The following is a 24,748-nucleotide window of genomic DNA, read 5'->3' as shown; positions in this document are numbered from 1 at the left end:
GCCATGGCCGACGGCGCCAGCACCTGGGTGATCTGCAAAGACCTCCTGGTCGTTCCCGTGCCGTCCGGGCTGCTCATGCTCACCAACCGGACGACGGCATCGCCCGACCCGGTGCTCATGGCCCGGGCGTTGCACCAGTCACCGCTACCTGGCACGGTCGCGCTCTACCTCGACGCCGGCGCGGAGATGTCCGCTCCGGTGCAGCGGTACGTGAGCGCGCTGACCGGCCCCGAGCGCGCCCGGCTCGTCATCGTGCCCTCGCCGTCGGCCGGCCCGGCCGGAGACACCAAGGCGCTCGAGGGCATCGCGGACTTCTACGGTGTACGCGTCCACGCCGGGCCCGGTCTGGCTCCCTCGCCGCGGACCGTGTCCGTGGACGGCGATGAGCAGGAAACCGCGGCTGCGGACGCTACCGCGACACGCGTGCTGCCGCGGCTCCAGTCGGCGATGCGCGGGGCGGTGCACACCGCGGTCGACCTCGCCACCGGCGGGCCGGCGCCGTCCTGGCAGCGCCTGGAGCAGTACCTCGACCAGGTCCCTGAGATCCGGCCCGAGGCACCGCAACCGTGGCGGGTATTCGGCGGCGAGTCACCGTCACCGGCGCCTTACGCGCTGGGGGTGTATCTGGCCCGGTACGGGGCGCCCGCGGGAGTCGTGGAGGTGCTGCGACGGTCGGTGGCCCCGGTCACCTCGGCGCAGCTGTACGAGCTGCTCGGTGGTACTCCGGCCAGGGTAGATCCCGACGCCCTGATCGTCGGACTCCTCGACGCACCCGGGTCGGCGGCCCTCGTCCGGTCCGCGCCACGCGGTTCCGGGCCGGAACGGCTGATGTGGCTGATGTCCGACGACGGACCGGAGCCGAAGCTGTGGTGGGTCGAGCCGCCTGACGGCCGTGGGTCGCGTACGGACGGTCCCACGATGTCCGTGGCCCTGGCCGATCCTGCGTCGCACGATCGGCGGATGGCGGTCCTGCTGGATCCGGGTACCCGTGTGGTGCGGGTCGACCCGGCCGGTCGGGCGATTGTCGCGTCGACGTCCCGGTCCGGCCCGCCCGCGGCCCGGCCGGGAGCGCCCGACGTACCAGAAGAGCCTTTGCCAGCACCAGGTCAGCCGGCCGCGCCGGTCGAGCCGATCCCCGCGCCGGTGGGCACGCGATACGTGGGACCGGTCCTCGTAGTGGACACGGGAGATTCCTGGCGGCAGCGGGCCGACACCCTGACGCGGATCGTCCATGCGGCGCGGGACGCGCAGCGGCCGGTCGTCGCGATCAACGTCCTCCACGGTCTGGCCCAGGACGGACCTGAACTGACGGCGCTGCGTACCGTGCTGGTGCGCTATCAGCGGCTCGGCGCGCGGCCGGTCGTTGTCGCGACCTCCGGCTCAGACGCGTACGCGGCCGTCCGCGCGCAGTTCCGGCCCGTAACGGTCGAGGCCCGCACGGACGGGCTCGAACAGCGCTGGCAGGTGACCGATCCGGCCGGCGTCGTGCACACGACGGCGGCCGGCCTGACCCCGGCGTTGTTCGCCGCGGCCGACACGGTGCCCGTGGCACCGGACGATCGCGGGCTGCCGCCCGTGCTGGCCCGATGGCTGGCCCAGAACACCTGGACCGACGCCGAGCGGTACCTGCGGGACAACATCACCGATCTGCTCCGGCCGGATGTCGGCGAGGCATTGCACAACCTCCGCCGGCAGGAGCCCGGCGACCGTGAGGTGGGCGCCTATGACGTGATCCTCGGCTTGGTGCGCGCGGCTGGTGGGGTGGCGGACCCGTCGGCACAGCGGTTCGCGCCCACGGGACCCGTCGACCTAACCGCCATCGAACCCGGCCCCGTCCTCTCGGAGCCGCTTCGCGAGACGTTCGCCTTCGACTACCTGCAGCCACACGCCGCCGTGGGACTGGACGACGACGCCGGGGAGAAGCGGAAGCTGCGCAAGCCTTGGGACGACGAGTTGCTGTGGCTGACGTACACGGGCGGGCGGGCGCGCGGTCCACAAGAGGGCAGGGCCTGGATGGCGGACATGGCCGCCCTGGCCGGCGCCCTCGACGAAGCGGGCGAGCGCCGGGTCGTGGCGAAGGACGGCGCCGGGACGGTCAGACGGTTCAGCCACGGCCAGGCCAATGCCACGGTGTTCACGGCGGTCAGCACCGTACTCGGCATCGATGCGGAGACGACCCGGCACCTGGCCGCGCAGCCGGACCCGGTCGGGGCGAACCCGGTCTTGCGGGGTGCCGTCACACAGATCCAGGCCTGTCAGCTCAGTCCGATCGACCGGGTCGCGTGGGTGGTGCGGATGAGCGCCCTCGAGCAAAGGATCACCGCGGACGGGCGGCCAGAGCTCGCCGGGCTCCTGAGGATCCTGACCGAAACCCTGGCCAGTTGTCCCTGACCGACCCGCCCCGAGTCCCCTGGTGTCCACAATGGAGGCCGTCATGACGCTCCCCATGCTCAGCCGCTTGAAGGAGATCTGCGGCGACGGCGTGGTGCCGGTGCCCGGCGGCTGGGCCCTGAACCCGGGCCCACAGTCCGGTGTGGACGCCACGGGGCCGCAGCTGCCCGGTGTCACACAGTTCCACTCCGGGTCCGGCCCACTGGACCTGCCGCGGATGTCGCGCTTTCTCGACCGCCAGCCGCCCGAGGCGCTCGACCGCACGGTGCACACCCTGCCGCGGTCACCGGGCCGCCTCACCCTTTCCGGCCTGGGCGAGCAGGCCGATCTGCTTCGGCTTCCGGTCCAGGCCTGGGCGGCCGACCTGCGCCCGGACGAGCCCGGTGCGGCGTTGCCGTTGGCCCCGCACCGGGTGATCTATTTCGATCGGCACGGGCAGATGACCGTTGCCGGTCAGGGCGATGTGGTACGCGTGGTGCCACGGTCCAGCCGCGCACCCCGGCCCTACGCGGACGTCAACGACGACGTGGCGTCGATCGTCGCCGCGCACCCGCATCCGCCCGGCCGGATCGTGTTCAGTGACGGGGGTGTCGAGCTCGGGCTGCCGGCCGCGCTGGTGAACCATCGACGGCCGGTGGCCACCGGCCTGCGCGGTGCATTCGAGCGGGAGGATGTCGCGGCGGTTGGCGCGGTGCCGGTCGAGGTTCTCGACGGGTACGTCGAACTGCTTCGCCGCATGGAGTCGGCGACACCGGGCGCCCACGGCCTGGTCGCGGTGGACAGCACCGCCGGTACCTCGCTCTATCTGGGGGTGCGTGAGCCCCACGGGGTCTCGTTCATCGACCTCGCGACGTTGCGGGCGGCCCTGCTCCCCCACGATGCGGCCGGCATATCGTTCGGGATGCTGCCGGACTCGCGCTCCGTCCAGGACGTTCTGTCCGCGTTGACCACCATCGCCGCCGGGCGCTCCACTCACGTCGGGCGCCCGGTGGCGCCGGCGGGCGGGCCGAGCAATCTGTCCACAGTGCAGCGGCCGGGCCCGATCGGCCGGCCGGCCGGTGCGGGGCCGGTCGGGCCAACCCGGCTGAACCGGCTGCAGCTGGCGGGCGCGGTGCGCGACGCCGTCCGCGCGGTCGGCTCCGGTACCGACCAGATCAACTGTGTCGCGTTGCTGGACGCCCTGAAGGACCGGCTCTACCCCACCGGTGTACGGGCCACCGGGGTCCACGACGACCTCGCCCTGAACACCGGCCGGCCGGCGGACACGCTGGTACCCGGGGCCACCTGGGACAGGGTGCCCTCCTGGGACGACCTGCGCCGCGCCGTGTTCGCCGCGGGGCCGGGCGCGGCCGCGTTCGTCCTGCTCGGCCGCAGGTCCGGGATCGGGCACGGATTCGCCCTGTACCACCTCGCCGACGGGACGGTCGTCCGGGTGGACGTCCAGGCCGAACCGGACAGGCGGATCGTCGAAGGAGTGGACGGCCTGGAGCCGGTGGCGGCGACCCGAGCGGTTGTCGTCGACGACACGGGCCGGGTGGTCGACAAGGCATTCGCGCCGGTGGTCGAGTCGGCCGGCCCCGTCCGGGCCCAGCTGGACACACCGAACGATCCACGCTTCGGCATGTCGCGGCGGCAGCCCGGCCCGGAATCGCTGAACCTGGCACGGGCGGACACACCGACGACCGTCGAGGGGGCGCCACCGGACACACCGACGACGGTCGAGAGCGCCCAGGATGTGCAGAGCCGGCCCCGTCCCCGGCGCCCGCGTCCCTTCAGCGAGGATTCGCTGACGCCGCGGGAGCGCCAGATCTGGGACGGCACCCACCTCTCCGCGGCCGAGCAGGCGAGCATCAGGCCCGACGAGGTGTCACGCAGCCTGCGACGCCGGCGGATCACGGTCATCCTCAACCGGCGGCGCGATCTCGCCGAGACCCAGCGGTCGCTGCAGGCCGCCCGGGCCGCGCTCGAAGCGGCGCCCGAGGGCCGATTCGGCACCATCGCCGAGCGCGAGGAGCACGTCAACGCGGCGCTGGAAGGCGCCCGGCAACGGTGGAACCGCGAGGTTCCCATCCCGCAACGGGAGGAGCCACCAACACCACCAGCGGTCCTGCTGAGGATGGCCCGGGAGGCGCTCGGGCACGAGGAGCAGCGAGCCGCCATGTACCTGGTCGGCTCTCCGCGTGACATCCGCACCGAGCGTCAGGTGTACCTGGACCTCGCGATGGACCACGTCGATCACCCGCGGATGGCGCTGACCGACGACCAGCATCATGAGTGGGATCGCCACGACGCCGAGGCGGCGATGCAACGCGTCGCCGTCCTGGGGAACGCGGTGCGCCGGCTGGCCGCGACAGTCGACGGTGACGAGGTCGCAACAGCGCCTCCTGCGCCCGGAACCCGTCCGGTAGTCGACGGGCCGCCCCTCGACGGACTGTCCGACCGGGAGTGGCAGACGCTGCACGGCGGGCCACTGCACATCCGCCCGCCGATGTACCTCACCCTCACTCCCGAGCAGCACGACCGCGCCGGCCGGCACGAGGTGCGCACGTTGCGCCAGGAAATCCGGCGGCTGTCCAGAGCCCTCGAGGACATCACGGGAACGCATCCGCTACCGCAGGCGCACAGGCAGCGGACGTTCGAGCCCCTCGAGCCGATCGCACCGGGCCGGCCTCTGGCCCGGCCGCCGCTCACCCGGCCCGGGCGGCAACTGTTCCGCACCGTACTGGCGACCGGACGGCGGGAACTGGTCACCCTGGCCGCACACGACGAGCACCAGTGGCCGACCGGCGGGCAGCGGCTGGGTACCGCGGCGGACCGCGACGTCGACCCGGTCAGCACGTCCGAGGCGCCGGAGATGCCGGCGGGCATCAACCCGAGGACCAACACCGACACCAGCAACGCCGAGGAGGTTGCGGGACCGGTCCAGTACGAGTACTACACCGTCGACCGGACGACCGGACTGAGCACCAAGGAGGTCCTGGATCCGCGGGAACGCATCCACGAGGTCAAACCTCTCGGCGGGTACGAGCCGGGTGGCTACGCGTGGCGGCGCGGCCGCCGGGTGCCGGTAGGAGAGCCGAGGGCACAGGTACTCACCTACGACGAGGGCACCGGCCGCTGGGACGTGGTCCCGATGGACACCCGGCACGTGCCGAGCCCGCCGGACCGGGACGCGGACGGCCGGCCGGTCGGCTCGGCACTCCCCGCGCCGGCACCGGCCGCCAGCACCCGGTACCAGGTGTTGCGGCGTGATCCGGACGGCGTGATCGATCTGCTCACGTACCACGGTGCACCGAACGTGGCACCGGGTCCGGGCGGCCCCGGCGGCATCTATCAGTACCACCGGCTGGACGGTACCCGAACGGGCTGGCACGCCGGTGTCATTCCCGGCTTCCCGGCCACGACCGTCCGCCTGGAGGGCACGGTCGCCGGCCAGACGAGTGTGGCACTGGTAAGGGACACCGACACCGGGTTGTGGCGGCCGGTGCCGACCGTGACCGAGGACACCGCGCCGTCCGGGACTCCGGCACCACCCGCACCGCCGCGCACCTTTCACCGGCTCAACCAGACCACCGGCAACCTCGAGGACCTGCCGGTCAAGGCGATCCAGCTCGACGTCCTGGAGCTGGACCTGGGCACCGGTGCCGTCAAACGTGCCGCCTTCGCCGCCTCCTCCGGCCCGGACATCGGCGGCCTGTCGCTGGACCCGCTGAACAATCTGGTGCTGCCGCCGGCCACCGCGCGCGGCTCGCTGCGCTACGACCCGGACGCTCACGAGATCCAACTGCACCCGAGCGATGATTCGAGCGGGGGTGGTGGCACGTTCGGGGACGGCCGCCGGCCGACCGGTGGCGGCCGGCCGGGTACCGCCCGGCCCACCCTGGGCGGTACCCGCGGCGGTTCCCGGGTGGTCACCCGACGACCGATCACCACCTTCACCCGGACCGCGGACAGGTCGGCCGACCGACCGGCGGGCGACCCCCCGCAGCCGGTGGTCGACGACGCCGACACGCCGCCGCGTACGCCGCAGCCGGTACGTAGGCCGCAGCCGCCCACTGACCAGCGGCGATCGCGACGCTCGACGACCACTGCCGGCGTGGCGCGCCGGGTGATCCAGACGACCAGGAGGACCCCCTCTCCTGACCGGTCCGAGGAGCCGTTGGCCGGGGTGCTGGACCCGCGCCGAGCCCGGATGGCCGTAGGCAGCTTCAACCGGGTACTGGTCACCCACCGTGGCGTGGCGCCGGGCAGCCTGCCGCGGCTGTCCCCAGCCATGGCGGCACTGAGCACCCAGCTCAACCGATCGTCGGCGGGCGATGAGCCGGTAGCCAACCGACCGTCGTCATACGGCACGCTCGGAGGAGCCACCCCGGCCCGAGCCGGCGCCCAGGCAGCGGATCCGCCGCCACTCGCCTGGGGCCGGATGGACGATCAGCGGTTGAGCTCCGAGGCGGCATCCGTACTCGACCAACGTGGGCTGCACGCGGTGGCCGCGGACGAGTCGGGAGGCGTGATTGGTACCGTACTGTCCAGCGGGGTCCTGCACCGGGTGCCCGGGATGCAGGCGCTGACCACGAGTGCCGCGACGGTGTCGCCGGACAGCATCGCCGGGATGCTGCTCGCCGAGCGGATCGACGGCGGCTGGCCGACGCTCGGAGTGTCCATTGTGGACCAGACGATCGACGGTGCGATCGCGGGGTGGATCGCCGCCGGGCTGCCGGCCGACGCCGTACCGGAGCCGGTACGTGCGGGGTTGGCTGGCAACGACCGGCAACCCTTGCCCGGTGCCGAGGTATTGGTGCACCTGGCCGCGATACTGGCCGGGCGCCCGGTCGACGTAGTCCGGTCCGACGGCAGCCAGGTGCGATACGGGCCGGACTCCACGGAGCCACCGATGGTGCTGGTCGCGGACAGCACCGATACGTTGCTGGCGACCGTACCGCGCGACCTCGTACCGGCCGTGCTGGCGGCGGAGCCGGCCCAGGTGCTGCGACCCGGCCTGCCGGACGACCCGACCACGGTGCAGGACGACGTCGGTTCGCTCGACGAGCTGGGCCGGGCACTTGCGACCATCTCCGGCGTCGAGAATCTTCCGCTGCCGGACCGCGAGCAGTGGGCGGCCGGACTGCGTACCCAGCTGGTCGGCAGTGACTCCGTCGACCGGAACGGCGGCATTCCGCAGCGCGAGGACGCCACCCTGGACGGCGCGCTCGCCGCGGTGCGCGAAGCGCTGTCCGACACGCACCGTACCCCGGCCCCACCGCACACCAGCTGGCCGGGCGTCATCGAGCAGGCCGGCGACCCCAACATCCTCAACCGGGAACAGGCCGACGCGCTCCGCGATCGGGGGTTGGCCGCGGTCTGGACCCGGCCGGACGGCAACGCGCTGTTCGAGGCGCTACGACTGGCGGGTCGCCACGGTCCGGTCCGGCTGGGCAACGTCGCGGATGTACCCGCCGCGTCGTTGCGATCGGCGTTCGGCGCGCTGGTCCGAGCCGAACTGGGCCGGCCGGGTGAGTCGCCGTTGACCGCCGCGGAGCGCTCGGACGCAGCGGTCGGCCGCGCCGCCGTGCTGGACTTCGCGGCCCGGCTGGCCACCCCGACGGGGATGCTGTACCCGGAGACACCGCACCTGCTGGCTCGCACGATGACCGCCGTGTTCGGCGTGGATGTCGAGATCATCGGGCCGGACGGGACGTCGCACCTCTACCAGGCCCCCGGCGAGCGCGCGCCACGCCGGCCGTTGACCCTGGTCGTGGACGCGAACGGGCACGTGATGGCGACGGTACCGGTACGATCACGCCCCGGTACGGTCCGGGTACCCGGCCCGGGTACGGCCCGTGTATCCGGTCCGCGGACCGTCCAGCTGGAACCGGCGACGGACGTGCACCCGGCGGTGTTTCTCGAACCGCCGTCGGACTCCGAGAACAGCGCGGGGCACCCCGATCCGGACCTGTCCGGCAGCGTGTACAACGGCGGTTCTTCCGATCGAGAGCCGGCCGGTACGAGCGACGTGGCCGGCGGTGACGTCACCGACCTGCCTCCCGAGGGTGTGGCCAACCATGAGTCGACCGGCCACCAACCCACGAGCGACCGGGGCTCGCTCGAATACGCAACCGACCCGGAGCCGGGTGGCCCCGACGGCGGCCGGCCCGGTGCGGGCGGTGAGCCGCCGATCGATCGGGTGCGGCCTCCGCTGGTGCTGCCGCCCGCCCGTTCCACCGTGCACTCGATCGGGATCCCGCGCGGTACCCTGCCACACGTCGACGAACTGGTGAGCCAGGTACGGGCGGCGGCCATCGCGCGCGGCCGGCCAATCGCCGAGCGGCAACTCAACGAGCTGGGCCAGCGGCTGCTGGCCAACTACCGGCAGGTGGCCGGCGGCGGTCACTCGGTGACCCTCGACGGTGTCGAGCTGCTGATCACCATGGCGCCCAGTGACCCGCGGTTCATCCCCAACCCGGCCGGCTCGTACGACCTGGTGGCGCCAGGGCCCTCGCGGGACGCCGAGGCGGGCCGGGAAACGAGTGCGCAGGGACGGTTCCGGGCCAACGAGAACACCCACGGAACATTCAACACCGGCGGTGTCTCCCAGTCGCACACCGGGCAGGGCACCTCGCTGCGTGGCCGGCTCGCGGTCGGCTTCGGATTCGGGGTGGGTCCGGGCGTGCTTCAGGCGGGCAGGTTCGGCGGGAGCATCGCCGGTACCGCCAACGAATCGGCCTGGACCACGTCGCAGTTCAAGGATGCCGAGTCCGGCCGGGTGGAGTCCAACCGGGTTGACTCCACGCTGATCGCCTACCGGCCGAACTGGACCGTGCAGATGCGCAGCGACCCCGCGCTGGATTGGGACGACGTTCCACCGGTCTGGAAGAGCGACGGCGCGCACCAGGACCCTTTGCTCGTCTACATCCCTGACCACTACCTGGGCGACGCCGGGCCGCAGGTGATCGCCCACGACCCGGGTCCGGGCGCCCCAGGACAGGAGGAGTTCGAGGCCAACCAAACCCGGCTGCCGGACACCTACTTCGCCTCCGGACTGACCGGGCTGCCCAAGCTGTACGACAACATCGTCGACCAGGTACAGGCCGGCGGCGTCCCGATGCCGCTGGGCAGCCCGATGCGCGAGGAACTGCGGCAGAAACTGTGGAAGTTGGACGCCAACCTGGGCGCGGCGATCAACGAGCACGACGGCTATCGGATCACTCTGCACGACCAGCACGGTCAGGCGGTCGCCGTGGTGCGGGTACGGACCATCCGCAGCGCCCGGGCGCAGCGGGCCGGCGCCACCAGCAATGTGTCCCACCTGGAGCGGGTACGCACCGCGATCGTCGGGCAGAGTGCCAGCCACGGCGTCAAGAACGAGAGCAACGCTCAGGTCAGCGGTGCGGTCGACCTGGCATCCTCGCGCGGGTTCGGCTTCTCGGTGAGCGCTCATCTGGGCTGGACCTGGACCAACAACGACACGACGAACGCCGGCCGGACGGGGCTGTGGGTGCTGGTGTCTCGCTACACCGGGCACACCAACGGGTACACGATGCCGCTGCGCCATTGGGCGACCGTGTCGACCGTTGCACGACCGGCCGCCCGGCCTGCATTGACCGACTCGGTGGATGGCACCGCGCTGGTGCGGCTGCCCGAGCCGGCGGCCTACTCACATGGGCTGCCGGTTGACACCCGCGCGGTGAACGGTACACAGCCGAATCAGCAGCGGATTGCGTACCGGCCCGGCGCGACGCGCGACACCGGCGGGAAGCGGGCCACCGGCGGGGTGCTGCCCAGGCACGTGTACGACGGCCGGGGTATCGGGATGGGCCTGGCCCGGGTCGACGACGAGTCGGTGATGCGGCTGCGGAACCGGGTGATGACCGAGCTTCGCGAGCGGGGCTTCCTGCCGCCGGACGACGACCGGCCGTTCCACCATTCCACAGCGGTGTACGACCAGGTGACGCAGAACATGCAACTGGCGAACCTGAACGTGGTGACGAAGTTCGTCTCCGGCGACGGCCTCGATTCGCACTTCGACCAGTCCCTGCAGGACGGGCTGCCGTTCACGCTGACCGTGCGTGAGCCGAACGGAACGTTGCGCAGCGCCCGGGTCACCATCAACGCCCGCCAGTACCTCGCCGAGTACACACCGCCCCAGGGGCCGGTGACCGACCCGGAGCAGTCACCCAACTCGCAGTACTACCGGCGCCGGACCGGCGAGTACCACCTGGTGAACCTGGCCATCGGGACCGGCTCGGGCGGCACGCGGGCCGGCGGCGGCCAGACGTTCGCCGCCGGCGCTGGGGCGAGCCTCGGCCTCGGCCTGCTGAAGAGCATCGGCGGCGCTGTGGAGTACCAACGCTCGGTCGGCGCCAGCCAGGGTGTCGGGTTCACGGTCAACCGGCCGGAACTGCTGGAGTATCCGGGCGACGTGGACGAGTTTGTATTGCCCACCAGCTACTTCGCCACCATCGAGTACGACGACGGTACGCCGACGATGCGCAACGAGGACGACCCGGTGCGGGCCGAGGTGACCGTCCACCTCGTCCCGCTGCTGAACACCGGGATCGCCGAGGCCGGCCCGGCCGCAACCGCCGGCAGCCCCACCCCGCGCGAGGTCATCGACCAGGCCGTCGTCTACCACCTGGACACGTCTGGCTTGCTGGAGGCGGCACGCACGCTGCAGCCTCAGCTGACCGGCGTCGGCGCGACCAACGACGAAGAGGTCAACAACTTCGCCGGCCAGATCATGCAGCGCTCGTTCCTGAAGGAGGCGCTGAGTCACCAGTTGCAGACCAACCAGCTCTTCGAGTCCGGGCTCGTCGCCGACCGGCACGGCGCGCTCGCGGTCTCTGCCGATCTGGGCGCGTCCACGTTCGTCGGCGCGACCAAGGACCAGTTCACGCTCGGCCTGATCAAGCTGTGGCTGGCGCAGGCATCGCACTCGTCGTCGCGTGGTCGCGGGATCAGCGTGGACCAGCTCGACCTGGCACTGCACGGCAATCCAGGACTTCCTTGGCTCACCGACATCACCGGCGAGGTCGACCGACGCGCGCACTGGGGCTGGAACCGCAACGAGTCGATGAGCCGCACAGGCGGCAAGGAACTGCTCGAGCTGGACTTCCACCGGGCGTATGCCTTCGCCACGACGGTCGATTTCGTCGTCCAGGGGATCCGGGAGCGGGGCGGCAAACTCGTACCGGCCCGGCCCGAGCACAGTACCGTCAACGTCGACGGCAAGGCCATGGTGTACCTGCTGGCCGAGCCGGAGGCGCTCGCCGCGTACGCCGACGGTCACGTGCCGATCAGCCTGGCGCAGCTTCAGGACGCGTTGAACCGGTGGCAGAACGGCGAGCTGACCCTGTCCAACAACCTGGTCGGGCGGATTCTGCGCCGGCTGATGAACGACTACGGACCGGGTGACTCCGCGCTACGGGCGTGGTCGGGTGGCATCGCCGAAACCGTGGAGGACGGGCACCGGGACGCGCTTCGGGCGGCCCTCATCAAGGCCGGGCTGGAGAGCCCGAACGACCTGTGGTCCGCGCCGTACCTGACCCGGACCGGGCCGCGTGCCCTTGGGCACAGCGGCGTACACGACTTCACGTTCAACGATGGATCCAGAATGTTCGACCTGGTGTACGAGGGGGTGGAGGCGGCCGCACCCGGCCTGCTCGGCGTCCGGCAGGACGACTGGGCCCAACGGATGCGCGAGCTCGAGACCCAGGTGTGGTACCGCAAGGTGGTACCCGGTGGGCAGTCGTTGTTCGGCCGGGTACCGGGCGGCCTGGATCTCCTGCAGAGCATCACGTCCGGCGGCCGGGAACAGTCGATGCTCGAGGACATGCTGGGCACGCATGGGATCTCGTTCTTCCTGGTCAACCCGATCGGCGACACGCTGACCGACGTGGTTGAGGTGAACCTGCAGCTGCTGTTGACCTCCTCCACCCCGACGGTCCGGGACTTCGTCGGCGGCACCGGCCTGGAGAACTACGGGCACGCCTACGCGGAGCAGACCACCGGTACGTCGCGGGACTCGACCCATACCTCGACCCTGCCCAAGGTCGGCCTGGCCGGCGCGCACAACACCTCGGGGGGCCCCGAGCTGCACTTCGCCGACGGTCACCACGAAGGCGTCACCCACGCCACCCAGAACACCGAGGAACAGACCGCGTACGACTGGACCGGCGAGTACCGGTTCGACATAGACACCGAATTTCGCCTGACGGTCCGCCGGCTGGACATGGTCAGCCGGCCGTTGAACAACGCGTTGACCCACGGGTACCGCAGCTTGGCGGGTCACACCGAACCGGTGGTGGTGCGCCGTGCGGGCAACCTGGTCCTGCGGGTGCCGCGCGGACTGGCCGAGGCACAGCCACTGCAGGGGCCGGCCCCGGTCATCGACATGTCGGCGCTGCCCCGGCTGCCCGGCGATTCGTACATCACCGCCGCGCTCGTGGACGACGCGCTGCCGGCGGCCGAGGCGCTACTGGCCAGGGTGCTCGGCCCGGTCGCGGGCGACCCGGGGTTCCGTTCGTCGATCTCGCTGCCGGTGCTGCTGTCCCGAAGCCATCTGACCAATCACCTGACCAAGGCACTGGCCGGCCGGGAGTACCTGCTGGTCGACAACATGTTCATCCCCGGCCACTCCAGCGACCGGGTCAGTATGTGGCTCTCCGGCGACCTGTACAACCTGCGGGTGCTGGCGCCGATCGTCAACGCCACCGGCACCGGCCGCTATGCCAAACACCAGGCCGGCACCAGTTCCTTTTCGAACCATGACCGGCTGCGCCCCTCGTTCGTGGGCGGCGTCGACCAGGCCGCGCAGACCCATCTCAACGACCCGGCAAACCCGACCCAGCCAGGGGCAACCGACAACTTCGACGCGAGCACCTCGGCCAGCCGGGTGGCGCCGCGCGGAGTGAACAACTCCGCTGCCGACAACTACCGCAACGAGACACACATCAAAGAGCAGGGCGAGGTTTTCCTGGTCGAGGCGAACGTGGTGCTGCGCCTGGCAGCGGAGCGGAACACGGACAACCCCGTGCTGCCCGCCCGGCACCAGAGCCGGGAATACAGCGACCCGATCACCGGAACTGTGTTCCTGGAGATATTCGCCGACGAACTGGTGGAGCTGCAGGCGCGGGCGGCGGCCGCCAACGCCGCCGCGGCCGCGTTCGTCGATCCGGCGACCTGGCCGCGCGCGGACCGGCAGTCGCAGGAGTTCCCCCTCGATGAGCAGCTGATCAACGTCGGCACGGAGATCGGCGACGTGCGCCGGACCCCCATCGAGGTGGCCCGGCGCATCCAGCGCACACTCGACCGGCCGGGGCCGATCAGGTTGACCAGCCAACCGGGTCGCCGAGTGTTCCGGGCGTACGAAGCGGTGCGGGCCTGGGCGTTCGAGCAGCTGGAAAACGTCGACCCGGCGGCCGCCACACGGGTATATGCCGAGCATGCGCTCCTGCCACACCTCGAGTTGCAGCTCGCCGGGCCGAATCGGGCGGATCCGGCTGACGTGGCGGACACCTGGACGAGGATCTGGGATCTGGTCCGCGAGGTCAACAGACACCGCACCACGCCGGCGGTGCTTCCGCCGGAGGTCGCCTTGGCCGGGCTCGACAATGTGCACACGGCCCGGCAGGTTGCCCGGGCTCTGGGCCGCCACGTCCAGCTCGAAGACGTCGACCAGTTCGGCAATCCGGTGGTGCACCGCATCGACCCCGCCGGCCGGGTGTTCCGGCTGGACAACTTCGGCGAACCGTTGACCGCGCCCGCGGCGTACGCCATCCTCCTCGACGAGCTGAACCGCGCCAGCGCCGTCGACCCCGACGGTGAACCGGTGGATCCCGCGCGCTGGCACGGCCGGCAGCTTGATGAGGACCGGATCCGCGCCGGGATCGACCATTTCGCGCTCTACGGGCTGTACCGAACCTCGTGGAGCCGAGCGCAGACCTTCGAGCAGGCGATCCGGGGTGCGATCGCTGACCACGACCGGGCGCTCGCAGATGCCGTGGAATCGGTGGCTCCTGCTCCGCCGCCCCCGTCGGCTCCCGCGGAATCGGACACCCACAGCGTCCTGTCGCGACGCCCGCGTCCACGCGACGGGTCATTCGCCGAGTCGGATCACGACGAGGTACTTGCCCGGATGGCGTCGTTGCGGCGGCGATTTGCCGGCCATCGGCCGGAAGAGGGCACCGTGGACACCGACACGGAGTCGGACGACGAGGTGCGCGGTCCGAGCGACGCCGGATCGTCACACGACCCGCGCCCGGACGTTCGCCGCGAGGGTGCCCGGCGCCGGCCCGGTCCGGACAGCCTGCGCGCGGACAGCGATGCCGAGGACGTGGCGTACACGCCGTGGAGCGTGCCGAAACGTTCGTGGGGCACGATCACGCCACGCGCGGACCTCGGCGCGGGCGATCCGACGGACGACGGCCGGACCAGTAGCGAAGGCAACGGCGACCAGATAGGCGTCGTTGAGTCATCGGCGTCCGACGAGCCGGCGCCGCTACCACCGTCTGTCGCGGTGCGGCGTGATCGGGCGCTGGACGAGCTCGGCCCGGACGGGCGTGCCGCTCTGCGTGAGCGCGCCGCGCAGATCGTCCGGCGGATCACCTTCGGGCTGGCCGACAACGAGACTGCCGCCTCGCATTACCCGGGCCGAGCGATCGAGTCGGACGTCTCCCTGCACGAACAGATGCGATTCCTGCTGCCGAGCGAGCCGTTCGGCCGGCTGCAGGACGTGGCGGACGCGCTGCTCTTCGAGGGCCCGGGGCAGGCCGAACTGGTGGCCGACGGCCTGCGTTCCCAGGTGGAGACGGCGTTCGGCCGGCGATTGCGCCGACCGGCACCGGCCTTCGACGAGGTGGACCCGAACCGGATCGATACAGGACAGCAGGCCGCGCTGGGACGGCTCGGCCGGTACGCACGGTGGACTCCGCCGGGCGACGACAGTTGGTTCGTCTCGGTGCTGCGGGCCGCACGCGAGCTGGCCCAGATGCCGCCGGCACTGGCCGGCATCGACGTCCACGACCCAGACGCGCTGCGCGCGCTGATCCACGATCAGGTCGCCGACGCGCCGGGCTTGTCCGAAGACAACGGTTTCCTCGTCGACCAGATGTTTGATGTCCCTATGGCCGCCCAGTTCCTGGGAGTACAGATCGTCGTGGTGGACCGCAACGGCCGCCAACACGTTTTCGGAGCCGGGCCGGCGATCTACCTCGTCCGCAACGGCAACCACTACATGCCGGCGTTGCCGAGCCGGTCGGTGGGCTCGGTGGGTGCTGTTCCTGCTGTTGGGGCGGGTGTGGTGCCGGTTGGTGGGTGGCGTCGTGGGGTGGATGGTGGTTATGAGGTGTTGCAGCGGGTGGTGGGTTTGCCGGCTGATGTGCGGCGTGGTGTGGCGAGTGGTGTGGGGAACTTGTGTCTGGTGGATTCCTTGTCGCAGTTGATGCGGTTCCATGGTGTGGGTGGGGGGATGTCGGCTGAGCAGTTGCGCCGGTATTTGGAGGATGGGTTGCCGGCGTCGGCTGCGGGGCGGGCGGATTTGGAGCGGGGGGAGGAGTTGGATGTTTATGATCCGGAGATTTCTGCGCTGTTGTTGGGGTTAGGGTTCCGGATTCAGGTGTTGGCGGGTGCGGTGGACGGCAGTGTGGTGGCGCATCCGGTGCGGGGTGTGTCGGGTCCGCTGTTCCTGGTGTTCCGTACGGTGGTGCAGTCCGAGCTGCGGGATGGTCTGGGGCGGGTGGTGCGGCCGGAGGTGGGGCATTTCGAGCCGTTGTTCCCGCGCGGTGTGGCTCCTGCCGATGTGGTCCCGGCCGGTGTCGTCGCGGCAGGTGCCGGATCGGTGGTGGGGTCGTCGCCGGTGTTGTCGGCGGGGTCGGTGCTGCCGTCGCCGGTGGGGGGTCCGGACACGCTGTCGGAGGCGCAGCAAAGGGCGCTGGACGAGTTGGGCCGGTATGCGGGTGAGATGGTGATGGACGGTGATGCGTGGTTCGGTTCGATGATCCAGGCGGCCCGGGAGCATCAGGGCCGGACCGGCACGGTCGCTGTGATGGCCGGGATGAGTCCGGCGGATCTGCGGGCCTGGCTGCTGCTCCAACTCGGTGATATGGCCCCGAGCCGTAACTCGGTGTATGCGGTTGCGGCGGCGCAGGGCGAGGGGCAGTACGAGGCGTTCCTGGCGGCGTTGAGCCGTCCGGGTGGCTACCATCCGTTGTTCGAGGTGTTGGTGGATGTGGCGGCCGGTCTGCTGGACGTGCGGCTGCATGTGATCACCCCGGAGGGCGTGACGGTCTCGTCGGGGCGTGCGGGCGATCCGGAGCTGTATGTGGTGCGTACCGGGGGCGGCCATTACCTGCCGGCACTGGCGGGCAACCGCCCGGACGGGCTGGTTGGGTGGGATGTGGAGCCGTCGTGGCCGTTGTTCCTGCCGTCGGGTGCGGGTTTGCTGTCCACTATGGACTCTGGTGGTGTGTCGGGTGAGGTGGTGGTGGTCGGTTCGGGGGCTGGCGAGCCGGTGGGTGTGTTGAGTGCGGTGCAGCGCGCGGCGGGTGGCGTCGATCAGCCGGTGGTGGTGGTGTCGGTGCCGCCGGGTGGCTCGCCGGATGCCGGTCAGGTGGCCGCGGTCCGGACGTTGTTGAACGTGTATGGGTGGCGGGGCCGGGTGCCGGTGGTGGTGACCCGCGGGCGGCTGACAGCGTTGGAGAGCCTGCTGGACTTGTATGGCGTGTCGGCGGTGTATCAGACCAGTGCGGCGGGTGCCGGGCTGGGTGGCCCGTCCGGTGGCCTGGCCGCGTTGAACCTCAGCAATTCCTGGGTGCTGCGCCGGCCGGCCGGCGAACCGGAAGCGGCCGGGTTGTCGTCGGAGGTGTTGTCGGCGGAGTTGCTGCAGGCGGCGGCCGGCCGGCGCCGGCCGGTGTTCGACCGGCCGAGTACGCCGGTGGCCTCGTTCTTGTCGGTGCCGCTGCACGACACCAGCCGGATCCGTGAGACGTACGACACCTACCGGGCCCTGCTGGCACGGGATCTGCCGCAGGTACAGCAGATCGTGTCGAGGGACCCGGCGTTCGCCGGCCATCAGGCGGTGCTGGGCTTGGCCGAACTGGGACAGTTCGACGCGGCGGTCGCCTACCTGCAGGCCGGCGACGACCGTCCGGACGTCATCGCCGCGCCGCTGCTGAACATCGACCGTGACGCCACACCGGTGCAGCGGGAACGTGCGGTGGTCGGCATGCTGCCCCACCTGGCCGCACTGGCCCGGGCCGTGTCACACGACCTGGCCAGCGAGGCGATCCTCCTGGCCGTCGCCGACCTGATCACCGAGAACCGGTCCCAGGAAGACGTCAAGAACGACATCTGGTTCCACAAGAACCTCCTGCCCAAAGACGGCCGCCTCCGCGTCGGCTGGGTGACCCACCTGACCCAACTCACCCAACAACTCCCCGAACACAACGACAGCCTGGGATGGATCGCCTCCGCCATCATGAACTGCCCAGACTAACGACGAACTGAATCGGCCTGGCTTCGCCGGAGGGCATGATCTAACCGGGAGAGGATCATGCCAGCACCGAAGAAGTATGACGGTGAGACGCAGGCCCGTGCGGTTCGGATGTATGCCGACCGGATCGCCTCGGGTGACGTCTCGCAGTTGAAGGCCCGTCAAGAGGTTGGCGAGCTGCTCGGGATCAACCCGTCGACGTTGCGGAACTGGATCCGCCGGGATCTGGGCGAGGGGGTCACCCCGTCAACGGCCGGGCAGGGCAGTGCCGAGGACGAGCTGGCGCGGTTGCGGCGCGAGAACGCGCAGCTGCGGCGGGCGAACGAGATCCTGAAGACCGCGTCGGCGTTTTCGCGGCGGCGGAGCTCGACCGCAGACTCGGACAGTGATCGATGACGTCCGCACCCATGCGGGGCGGTTTGGGGTCGAGCCGATCCTGGCCGTGCTCAACGAGCACGGCATCGGGGTTGCCCCGTCGACGTACTACGCCCATGCCGCCGCCGGGTTCGGACCCACCGAAGCTGAGCTGCGGCGGGCGTATCTGGCGAACCGTCTGTTCGATCTGTGGTCGGCGAACCGGCGCCTGTATGGGCGCCGGAAACTGTGGATCGCCGCCCGCCGGGCCGGCCTGCACATCGGCCGTGACCAGGTGGAACGGCTGATGAAGCTGGCCGGGATCGACGGCGTGCGCCGCGGCCGGCACCGCACCGTCACCACCACCCCCGACCGCAACCGGCCACGGCACCTACACTCCGCGATCGGCCACGTCCCACCCGCCGAAATACGGAAACGCGCACTACGCTTCAACCCGAAACCACAACACGGCCGCTGCGGCCTAACCACGCCCTCCGGCAACTCCAGGCCGATTCGCCCACGGTGAGCAAAGACCTCACCCCCTGCTCCTCGAGTCTGCCGGGTCTGTTTGGGTGGCTGTCGGTGGTGGAGGGGTTCGTCGTTAGTCTGGGCAGTTCATGATGGCGGAGGCGATCCATCCCAGGCTGTCGTTGTGTTCGGGGAGTTGTTGGGTGAGTTGGGTCAGGTGGGTCACCCAGCCGACGCGGAGGCGGCCGTCTTTGGGCAGGAGGTTCTTGTGGAACCAGATGTCGTTCTTGACGTCTTCCTGGGACCGGTTCTCGGTGATCAGGTCGGCGACGGCCAGGAGGATCGCCTCGCTGGCCAGGTCGTGTGACACGGCCCGGGCCAGTGCGGCCAGGTGGGGCAGCATGCCGACCACCGCACGTTCCCGCTGCACCGGTGTGGCGTCACGGTCGATGTTCAGCAGCGGCGCGGCGATGACGTCCGGACGGTCGTCGCCGGCCTGCAGGTAGGCGACCGCCGCGTCGAACTGTCCCAGTTCGGCCAAGCCCAGCACCGCCTGATGGCCGGCGAACGCCGGGTCCCTCGACACGATCTGCTGTACCTGCGGCAGATCCCGTGCCAGCAGGGCCCGGTAGGTGTCGTACGTCTCACGGATCCGGCTGGTGTCGTGCAGCGGCACCGACAAGAACGAGGCCACCGGCGTACTCGGCCGGTCGAACACCGGCCGGCGCCGGCCGGCCGCCGCCTGCAGCAACTCCGCCGACAACACCTCCGACGACAACCCGGCCGCTTCCGGTTCGCCGGCCGGCCGGCGCAGCACCCAGGAATTGCTGAGGTTCAACGCGGCCAGGCCACCGGACGGGCCACCCAGCCCGGCACCCGCCGCACTGGTCTGATACACCGCCGACACGCCATACAAGTCCAGCAGGCTCTCCAACGCTGTCAGCCGCCCGCGGGTCACCACCACCGGCACCCGGCCCCGCCACCCATACACGTTCAACAACGTCCGGACCGCGGCCACCTGACCGGCATCCGGCGAGCCACCCGGCGGCACCGACACCACCACCACCGGCTGATCGACGCCACCCGCCGCGCGCTGCACCGCACTCAACACACCCACCGGCTCGCCAGCCCCCGAACCGACCACCACCACCTCACCCGACACACCACCAGAGTCCATAGTGGACAGCAAACCCGCACCCGACGGCAGGAACAACGGCCACGACGGCTCCACATCCCACCCAACCAGCCCGTCCAACGCCCGCTGCTGCGCCTCCGACAGCGCGTCCGGACCCCCCACCGTCGACGGCAGCACCGATCCCGCCGACAACACCGGCGACGGCCCCACCACCGATCCGGCACCAGCGACCGGCGTCGTCCCGGTTCCGTCCAGCGAGACAGTCGCGTCATGCCGCACGATCGGTGCCGGCTGCGGCCGGTGCTCGGCCGGACCGAGCGCCTCCTGGTGGCCCTCGTCGGGGCCGGCGGCCGGTTGGACCAACCGCGTGGCGGGTCCGTGCTCGACGATCTCTACTCCGTCGGTCAGCTGCTGGAGCAGCTGGTCGATCTGCGCCCGCACGGCCGGCGGCGGCTCCACGCCGGGCACGCCAACGACGACCCTGGGCGTGTTGCCGGCGCGACCGCCGACCGGCGGCGCCTCGGCACCGACAGGACGGAAATGCAGGCCAGCTACTGTCTGCGCCGCCTCCCACCCATCACCGAGCCGGAACGTCCCGGGCTCGTCTCCGGGCGCCAGATCGAACGGGGTGTCTCGCGGGGCGGGCCGGTCTGGTGGGTAGACGTCGTAGTGGGTGGCGAACTCGGGGAACGTGACCTGACCGGCGTCGTCTACAGGTACCAGGTGCCTGCTCTGCGGAAACCGCTGCTCCAGTTGATCGGGCCGCAGGTTCAGCCTTGCATTGCCGGGAATCGCGGTCAGAATCCGGTTGGCCAGGTCGGTGGCCGCGGCCCCGCCGATCTGCTGCGCGGCGGGATACTCGACGCGCAACCCGTCGATCCGGTCCGGCGGCAGGGCCGTGATGAGCCCGCGTACCGCCGCAATGTCCGTAACACCATCTACCACCACGGTGGTGTAGCCGATCGGGCGGCTCACCGGTGCGGGCTGGACATCGCGCGGGTGCAGGACGATCGCATCGCCGTGCACGGTGATGTCCAAGCCTGCGCCCAGCCCTTGCCGCAGCTGCACGAGGTCGTCCTGACGGGCAACGTCGTTCGCCACCTGCTGCGATGGCCACAGCGTCTCGTTGCGCCCGGCGTTCTGCCGCTGCGCCCACAGGTCCGCCGGCTCAGTACGGCGATGCGCATCGGCCTGCGCGGAAGCCGCCAAGACCTCATCATGGGGCGCCGCCGGGGCGGCGGGCTCCTGCGTAGTCGGGTTCCGAGGCGGAGGCTGGGGCAGCGACCCGGCCGGACGACCCAGCACAGGCCGCCCTTCCTGGGTGTAGGAGATCGTCCGCGAGCCCTTGGCCGCGTCCGAGGCCGAGACCGGCCCGGACGCGGAGCCGGCCTGCGGTCTGTGATGACCCCCTTCGTCGAGGACCCGGCCCTGACCGGGGAAGGAGCCAGGCTCTTCGAGCACGGTCTCCAGCCGCTGGACGACGGGTGGGCCGTCCGTGGCATTGCCCGGCTCGGTCCGCGGCTTCGGCGACCGCCTGAAGACCACGTCGTCGTCCTTGGCCAGCTGAGTGTGCGAACCGCGGGACGCCGGCTTGACGGACGTACCACCGCCCGAGCGGCCGGCGCCGGGCCGGCCGCCGCCGGAAGAGCCGCCCTCGCCTCCGCCTCCATCTCCGGAAGAGAACCCGCCCTTCGTCATCCTGATCTCGCCGGCGACCGCGTCGTATGACAGGTCACCCGGCCTGACCGTCGAGGTCTCCGGCCCTTCGAGCGCACCGTCACTGCGCAACCGCAGGTCCGGTTTCCCGCCGCCGGTGGGATGGAACTCGCCCACCTCCACTTTGCCGGAGTCGAGGTGCACCTCGACCGTGTCGAGCCCCCGGCCGCTCTTGACCGGGACCGGTTCGAGCTGGTTGGTCCGCCCGTTGTACCGGTAGTACGACGGCGCCGCGTCCGGCTCTCCGGCGGCGGGCCTGGCTCCCCCTTGACCGCTGGGGCTATCGGGCGCGGACTGCTTGACGACCCGCCATTCCTGGGACTGCGGGTCGCGTACCAGAACCCGTTTCGGCTCCCGGTCGGCTGGGATGTCCGCACGATCCTGCGGCCGTGCGGGCGTGGCGGTGTGCACCGGCTCGACGGTCGGCCGGGCGCCCGACAACCGGATCGACTGCCAGCCCCCGCCCGAACCGTCCAGGCGGTGGAATTCGACACCACCGCCCTCCGCGGGCGCCGGCTCGCGCACCGGCGGCCGGTCGAACGTCACCAGGTTGATGTCTCCGTTGGGGTTACGTTGCAGCCACTGTTCCCGCGGTCCGTCCCCGGCTGATGACGGTACCGGCTCGTTCCGCCCCGGCCGGCCGATGCCGGCGCTCCCGGCCGCCGCCCGGTCGCCGGCCGAACTGACGCCGGTGACCTCCCACTGCTTGCCCTGTGGGTTGTACGTGACGATCCGTTCACCGGGCTCCCGCGCCCCGATCCGGCCTCTGCCAGACGCAGAGTCACCTGGGTATTTGCCGCTGGCCGCCCTGACCTCGACCACCACGTCGTTCGGGGACAGTTTTCCCGGAACCATCGTGCCGTCCGACCGCAGCTCGACATACGTGTACCGGTCGGTCGCCAAGTCCGATTTCGCGGACACCGCCGGCCCGTCGCCGGGCGCCGCATCTCGCAGCGGGTTCGGCACACTTGCCGGCGTTTTGTTCGCTGCACCCGCCGCCCGAACGGGCGGCCCGTCAGTACCCGAACCACCAAGTGTTTTCCCGTTCTGCGGCCACGCGTACTCCTTGGCGAGGGTGACGAGATCCGCATTGCCCGATGAGTCGTACCGCAGCAACTGCCGCCCGGACCCGGTACCGGAGCCGGAAACCGACCGATCCGCAGTGGACGGTGGCCCGTCACCGGCCGACACCCGCACTTCGGAACCGTCGGCACCCCCCGACGCCCGCACCACCGGCTTACCCGGAACCGGCTCCGAACCCCCCAACCTCATCCCACCCGAACCCGAACCCACCCGATCCACAACCGAAGGCGGCTCACCACCAGCCGACACCCGCACTTCGGAACCCTCGGCACCCCCCGACGCCCGCACCACCGGCTTACCCGGAACCGGCTCCGAACCCCCCAACCTCATCCCACCCGAACCCGAACCCACCCGATCCACAACCGAAGGCGGCTCACCACCAGCCGACACCCGCACTTCGGAACCCTCGGCACCCCCCGACGCCCGCACCACCGGCTTACCCGGAACCGGCTCCGAACCCCCCAACCTCATCCCACCCGAACCCGAACCCACCCGATCCACAACCGAAGGCGGCTCACCACCAGCCGACACCCGCACTTCGGAACCCTCGGCACCCCCCGACGCCCGCACCACCGGCTTACCCGGAACCGGCTCCGAACCCCCCAACCTCATCCCACCCGAACCCGAACCCACCCGATCCACAACCGAAGGCGGCTCACCACCAGCCGACACCCGCACTTCGGAACCCTCGGCACCCCCCGACGCCCGCACCACCGGCTTACCCGGAACCGGCTCCGAACCCCCCAACCTCATCCCACCCGAACCCGAACCCACCCGATCCACAACCGAAGGCGGCTCACCACCAGCCGAACCCGGCGCCCGTACCGACGACACGTCGTTACTCACCGACGTCGGCGTGCGCACCGCCGGCGGACCGCCGGCGTCGAGGTTGGTCCGGCTCGGGTGCGGGCCCTCGGCAGCGAGATTCACCGGACGTACCGCGCTGGAGGAAAGCGGCGGCTCACCGGCGAACTGCGACTTGCTGACGGTCACCTCGTCCAGGGTGGGCGGCCGGTTGACCACCGAGGTGCGCGAATTCGGCAGCGCGGTCGGCTCGACCGTCGTACCCGCCCGTACAGGATCGACTGTGCGTGCCGGATCATTTCCGCGCCCGCCGGGCACCGACACCGCATCGGCCGGTCGCACCCCGCCCGGCACCTCGACCCGGTCGCCGTTCAGGCCGGGCACGTCGTGCGGCACGCTGCTGGTCGGCCTCGGCGTACGGACGCTGTCCACCACAGTGGCATCCGACGCTCGCACCGGAGTGACCGTGCCTGGTTCGACGGCAGGCGGCCCGCCCAAATGGAGGCCGTTGCCCGGCGCGCCGCCAGGGTCGACATCGTTGCCGGGTTTCGGTAACGGCGAATGATCACCGCCCAGCGCCGGCAACCCACCGGCTTCTTCGTTGTGCGGAAGCGTTGTGACGTCTTTGCCTCCTCTGCCGAACTTGGTGCTGAAGCCGCCCGCCACCAGCCCGCCCATCAGGCCGGCGATACCAACCGACAGCGGGTCGATATGCAGGTGTTCACCGGCGATCCCTTCACCGGCCAGCTGCGAAACAATGCTCGTGCCAGCTGCGATGCCGCCCCAGACAAGGGCGTTCGCAGCGAACCCGGCCAACATCTCGACCGAAGCCAACTCCACGCCCAGCGCGCTGATCACTCTCGTCAGAAGCGACGCCAGCGCCTCGATCAGCCCGGAGAACAGGCTCGCCAGGCCCAACGTCGCGACGTCGATGATCCAGCCGATGATGAACGCGTACGCCGCGGCCTTTTGCTGTTTCAGCATTTCATCGACTTTGCCGGCGAAATCCCGTAGCCCGTCAGCCATCTGCTGTGCGTTGTCGCCCGCGGCCCGGACGGAATCAGCGACGAGCTCGCTCGTGCCGACCGCGGAGTTCTTGGCCTCGCCCGACCAGTTCGTGCCCGCGACGGCGCTGACCACCTCCGAAGCCAGTCCGTGCATTTGGACGGCAAGCGCCTCCCACCTGTCCGCCAAGGCGCGCAGCAGGGCCGGATCGGGCAACGGATTCGGCTTGCCCGTGGCTCCTGCGCCCTGGTCGTGGGAGGGGCCGGTTGACTCATGACCTACGTCTGACGACACCTGGGGTCCCT

The 24,748-nt window shown here is 70.9% G+C and carries 8 protein-coding genes; 4 read left to right on the top strand and 4 right to left on the bottom strand.

The window, feature by feature from the left end:
* Positions 1–3: 3 nt before the first annotated feature.
* Positions 4–2,391: a hypothetical protein gene (locus tag ACQEVU_RS14865; RefSeq protein ID WP_433323713.1), complete on the top strand. Its 2,388-nt coding sequence runs from the start codon at positions 4–6 to the stop codon at positions 2,389–2,391.
* A 283-nt stretch (positions 2,392–2,674) separates the two neighbouring features.
* Here the strand turns inward: ACQEVU_RS14865 and ACQEVU_RS14860 are convergent, their stop codons facing one another.
* The 3 genes from ACQEVU_RS14860 to ACQEVU_RS14850 form a co-directional block, all read right to left on the bottom strand.
* Positions 2,675–3,268: a hypothetical protein gene (locus tag ACQEVU_RS14860; RefSeq protein ID WP_433323711.1), complete on the bottom strand. Its 594-nt coding sequence runs from the start codon at positions 3,266–3,268 to the stop codon at positions 2,675–2,677.
* Positions 3,269–4,258: 990 nt separating this feature from the next.
* A complete protein-coding gene (locus tag ACQEVU_RS14855) occupies positions 4,259–4,996 on the bottom strand; it encodes a hypothetical protein (RefSeq protein WP_433323709.1) in 738 nt (245 codons plus the stop codon).
* Between the two features lie 491 nt (positions 4,997–5,487).
* The gene (locus tag ACQEVU_RS14850) at positions 5,488–5,670 is read right to left on the bottom strand and encodes a hypothetical protein (RefSeq protein WP_433323707.1); all 183 of its coding nucleotides are present in this window, start codon (positions 5,668–5,670) and stop codon (positions 5,488–5,490) included.
* A 442-nt stretch (positions 5,671–6,112) separates the two neighbouring features.
* Here ACQEVU_RS14850 and ACQEVU_RS14845 point away from each other — a divergent pair, with 442 nt between their 5' ends.
* Genes ACQEVU_RS14845 through ACQEVU_RS14835 form a run of 3 tightly spaced genes read left to right on the top strand, consistent with a single transcriptional unit; the run spans position 6,113 to position 18,758 of the window.
* Positions 6,113–17,881 carry a hypothetical protein gene (locus ACQEVU_RS14845; RefSeq protein ID WP_433323705.1) on the top strand — a complete coding sequence of 3,923 codons (11,769 nt, stop codon included), beginning with the start codon at positions 6,113–6,115 and terminating at the stop codon, positions 17,879–17,881.
* 57 nt (positions 17,882–17,938) lie between these two features.
* Positions 17,939–18,274, top strand: a complete 336-nt coding sequence (locus tag ACQEVU_RS14840; protein WP_433323703.1) for a transposase — start codon at positions 17,939–17,941, stop codon at positions 18,272–18,274.
* Positions 18,264–18,758: an IS3 family transposase gene (locus tag ACQEVU_RS14835; protein ID WP_433323701.1), complete on the top strand. Its 495-nt coding sequence runs from the start codon at positions 18,264–18,266 to the stop codon at positions 18,756–18,758. Before ACQEVU_RS14840 ends, ACQEVU_RS14835 begins: the two co-directional genes overlap by 11 nt.
* A 75-nt stretch (positions 18,759–18,833) precedes the next feature.
* Here the strand turns inward: ACQEVU_RS14835 and ACQEVU_RS14830 are convergent, their stop codons facing one another.
* The gene (locus ACQEVU_RS14830; protein ID WP_433323699.1) at positions 18,834–24,659 is read right to left on the bottom strand and encodes a hypothetical protein; all 5,826 of its coding nucleotides are present in this window, start codon (positions 24,657–24,659) and stop codon (positions 18,834–18,836) included.
* Positions 24,660–24,748 lie beyond the last annotated feature (89 nt).

This window comes from Dactylosporangium sp. CA-139066 (assembly GCF_050936175.1).
Lineage (GTDB): Bacteria > Actinomycetota > Actinomycetes > Mycobacteriales > Micromonosporaceae > Dactylosporangium.
Note: the sequence above shows the minus strand (reverse complement) of the source record. Positions and strands in the feature narration are given on the sequence as shown.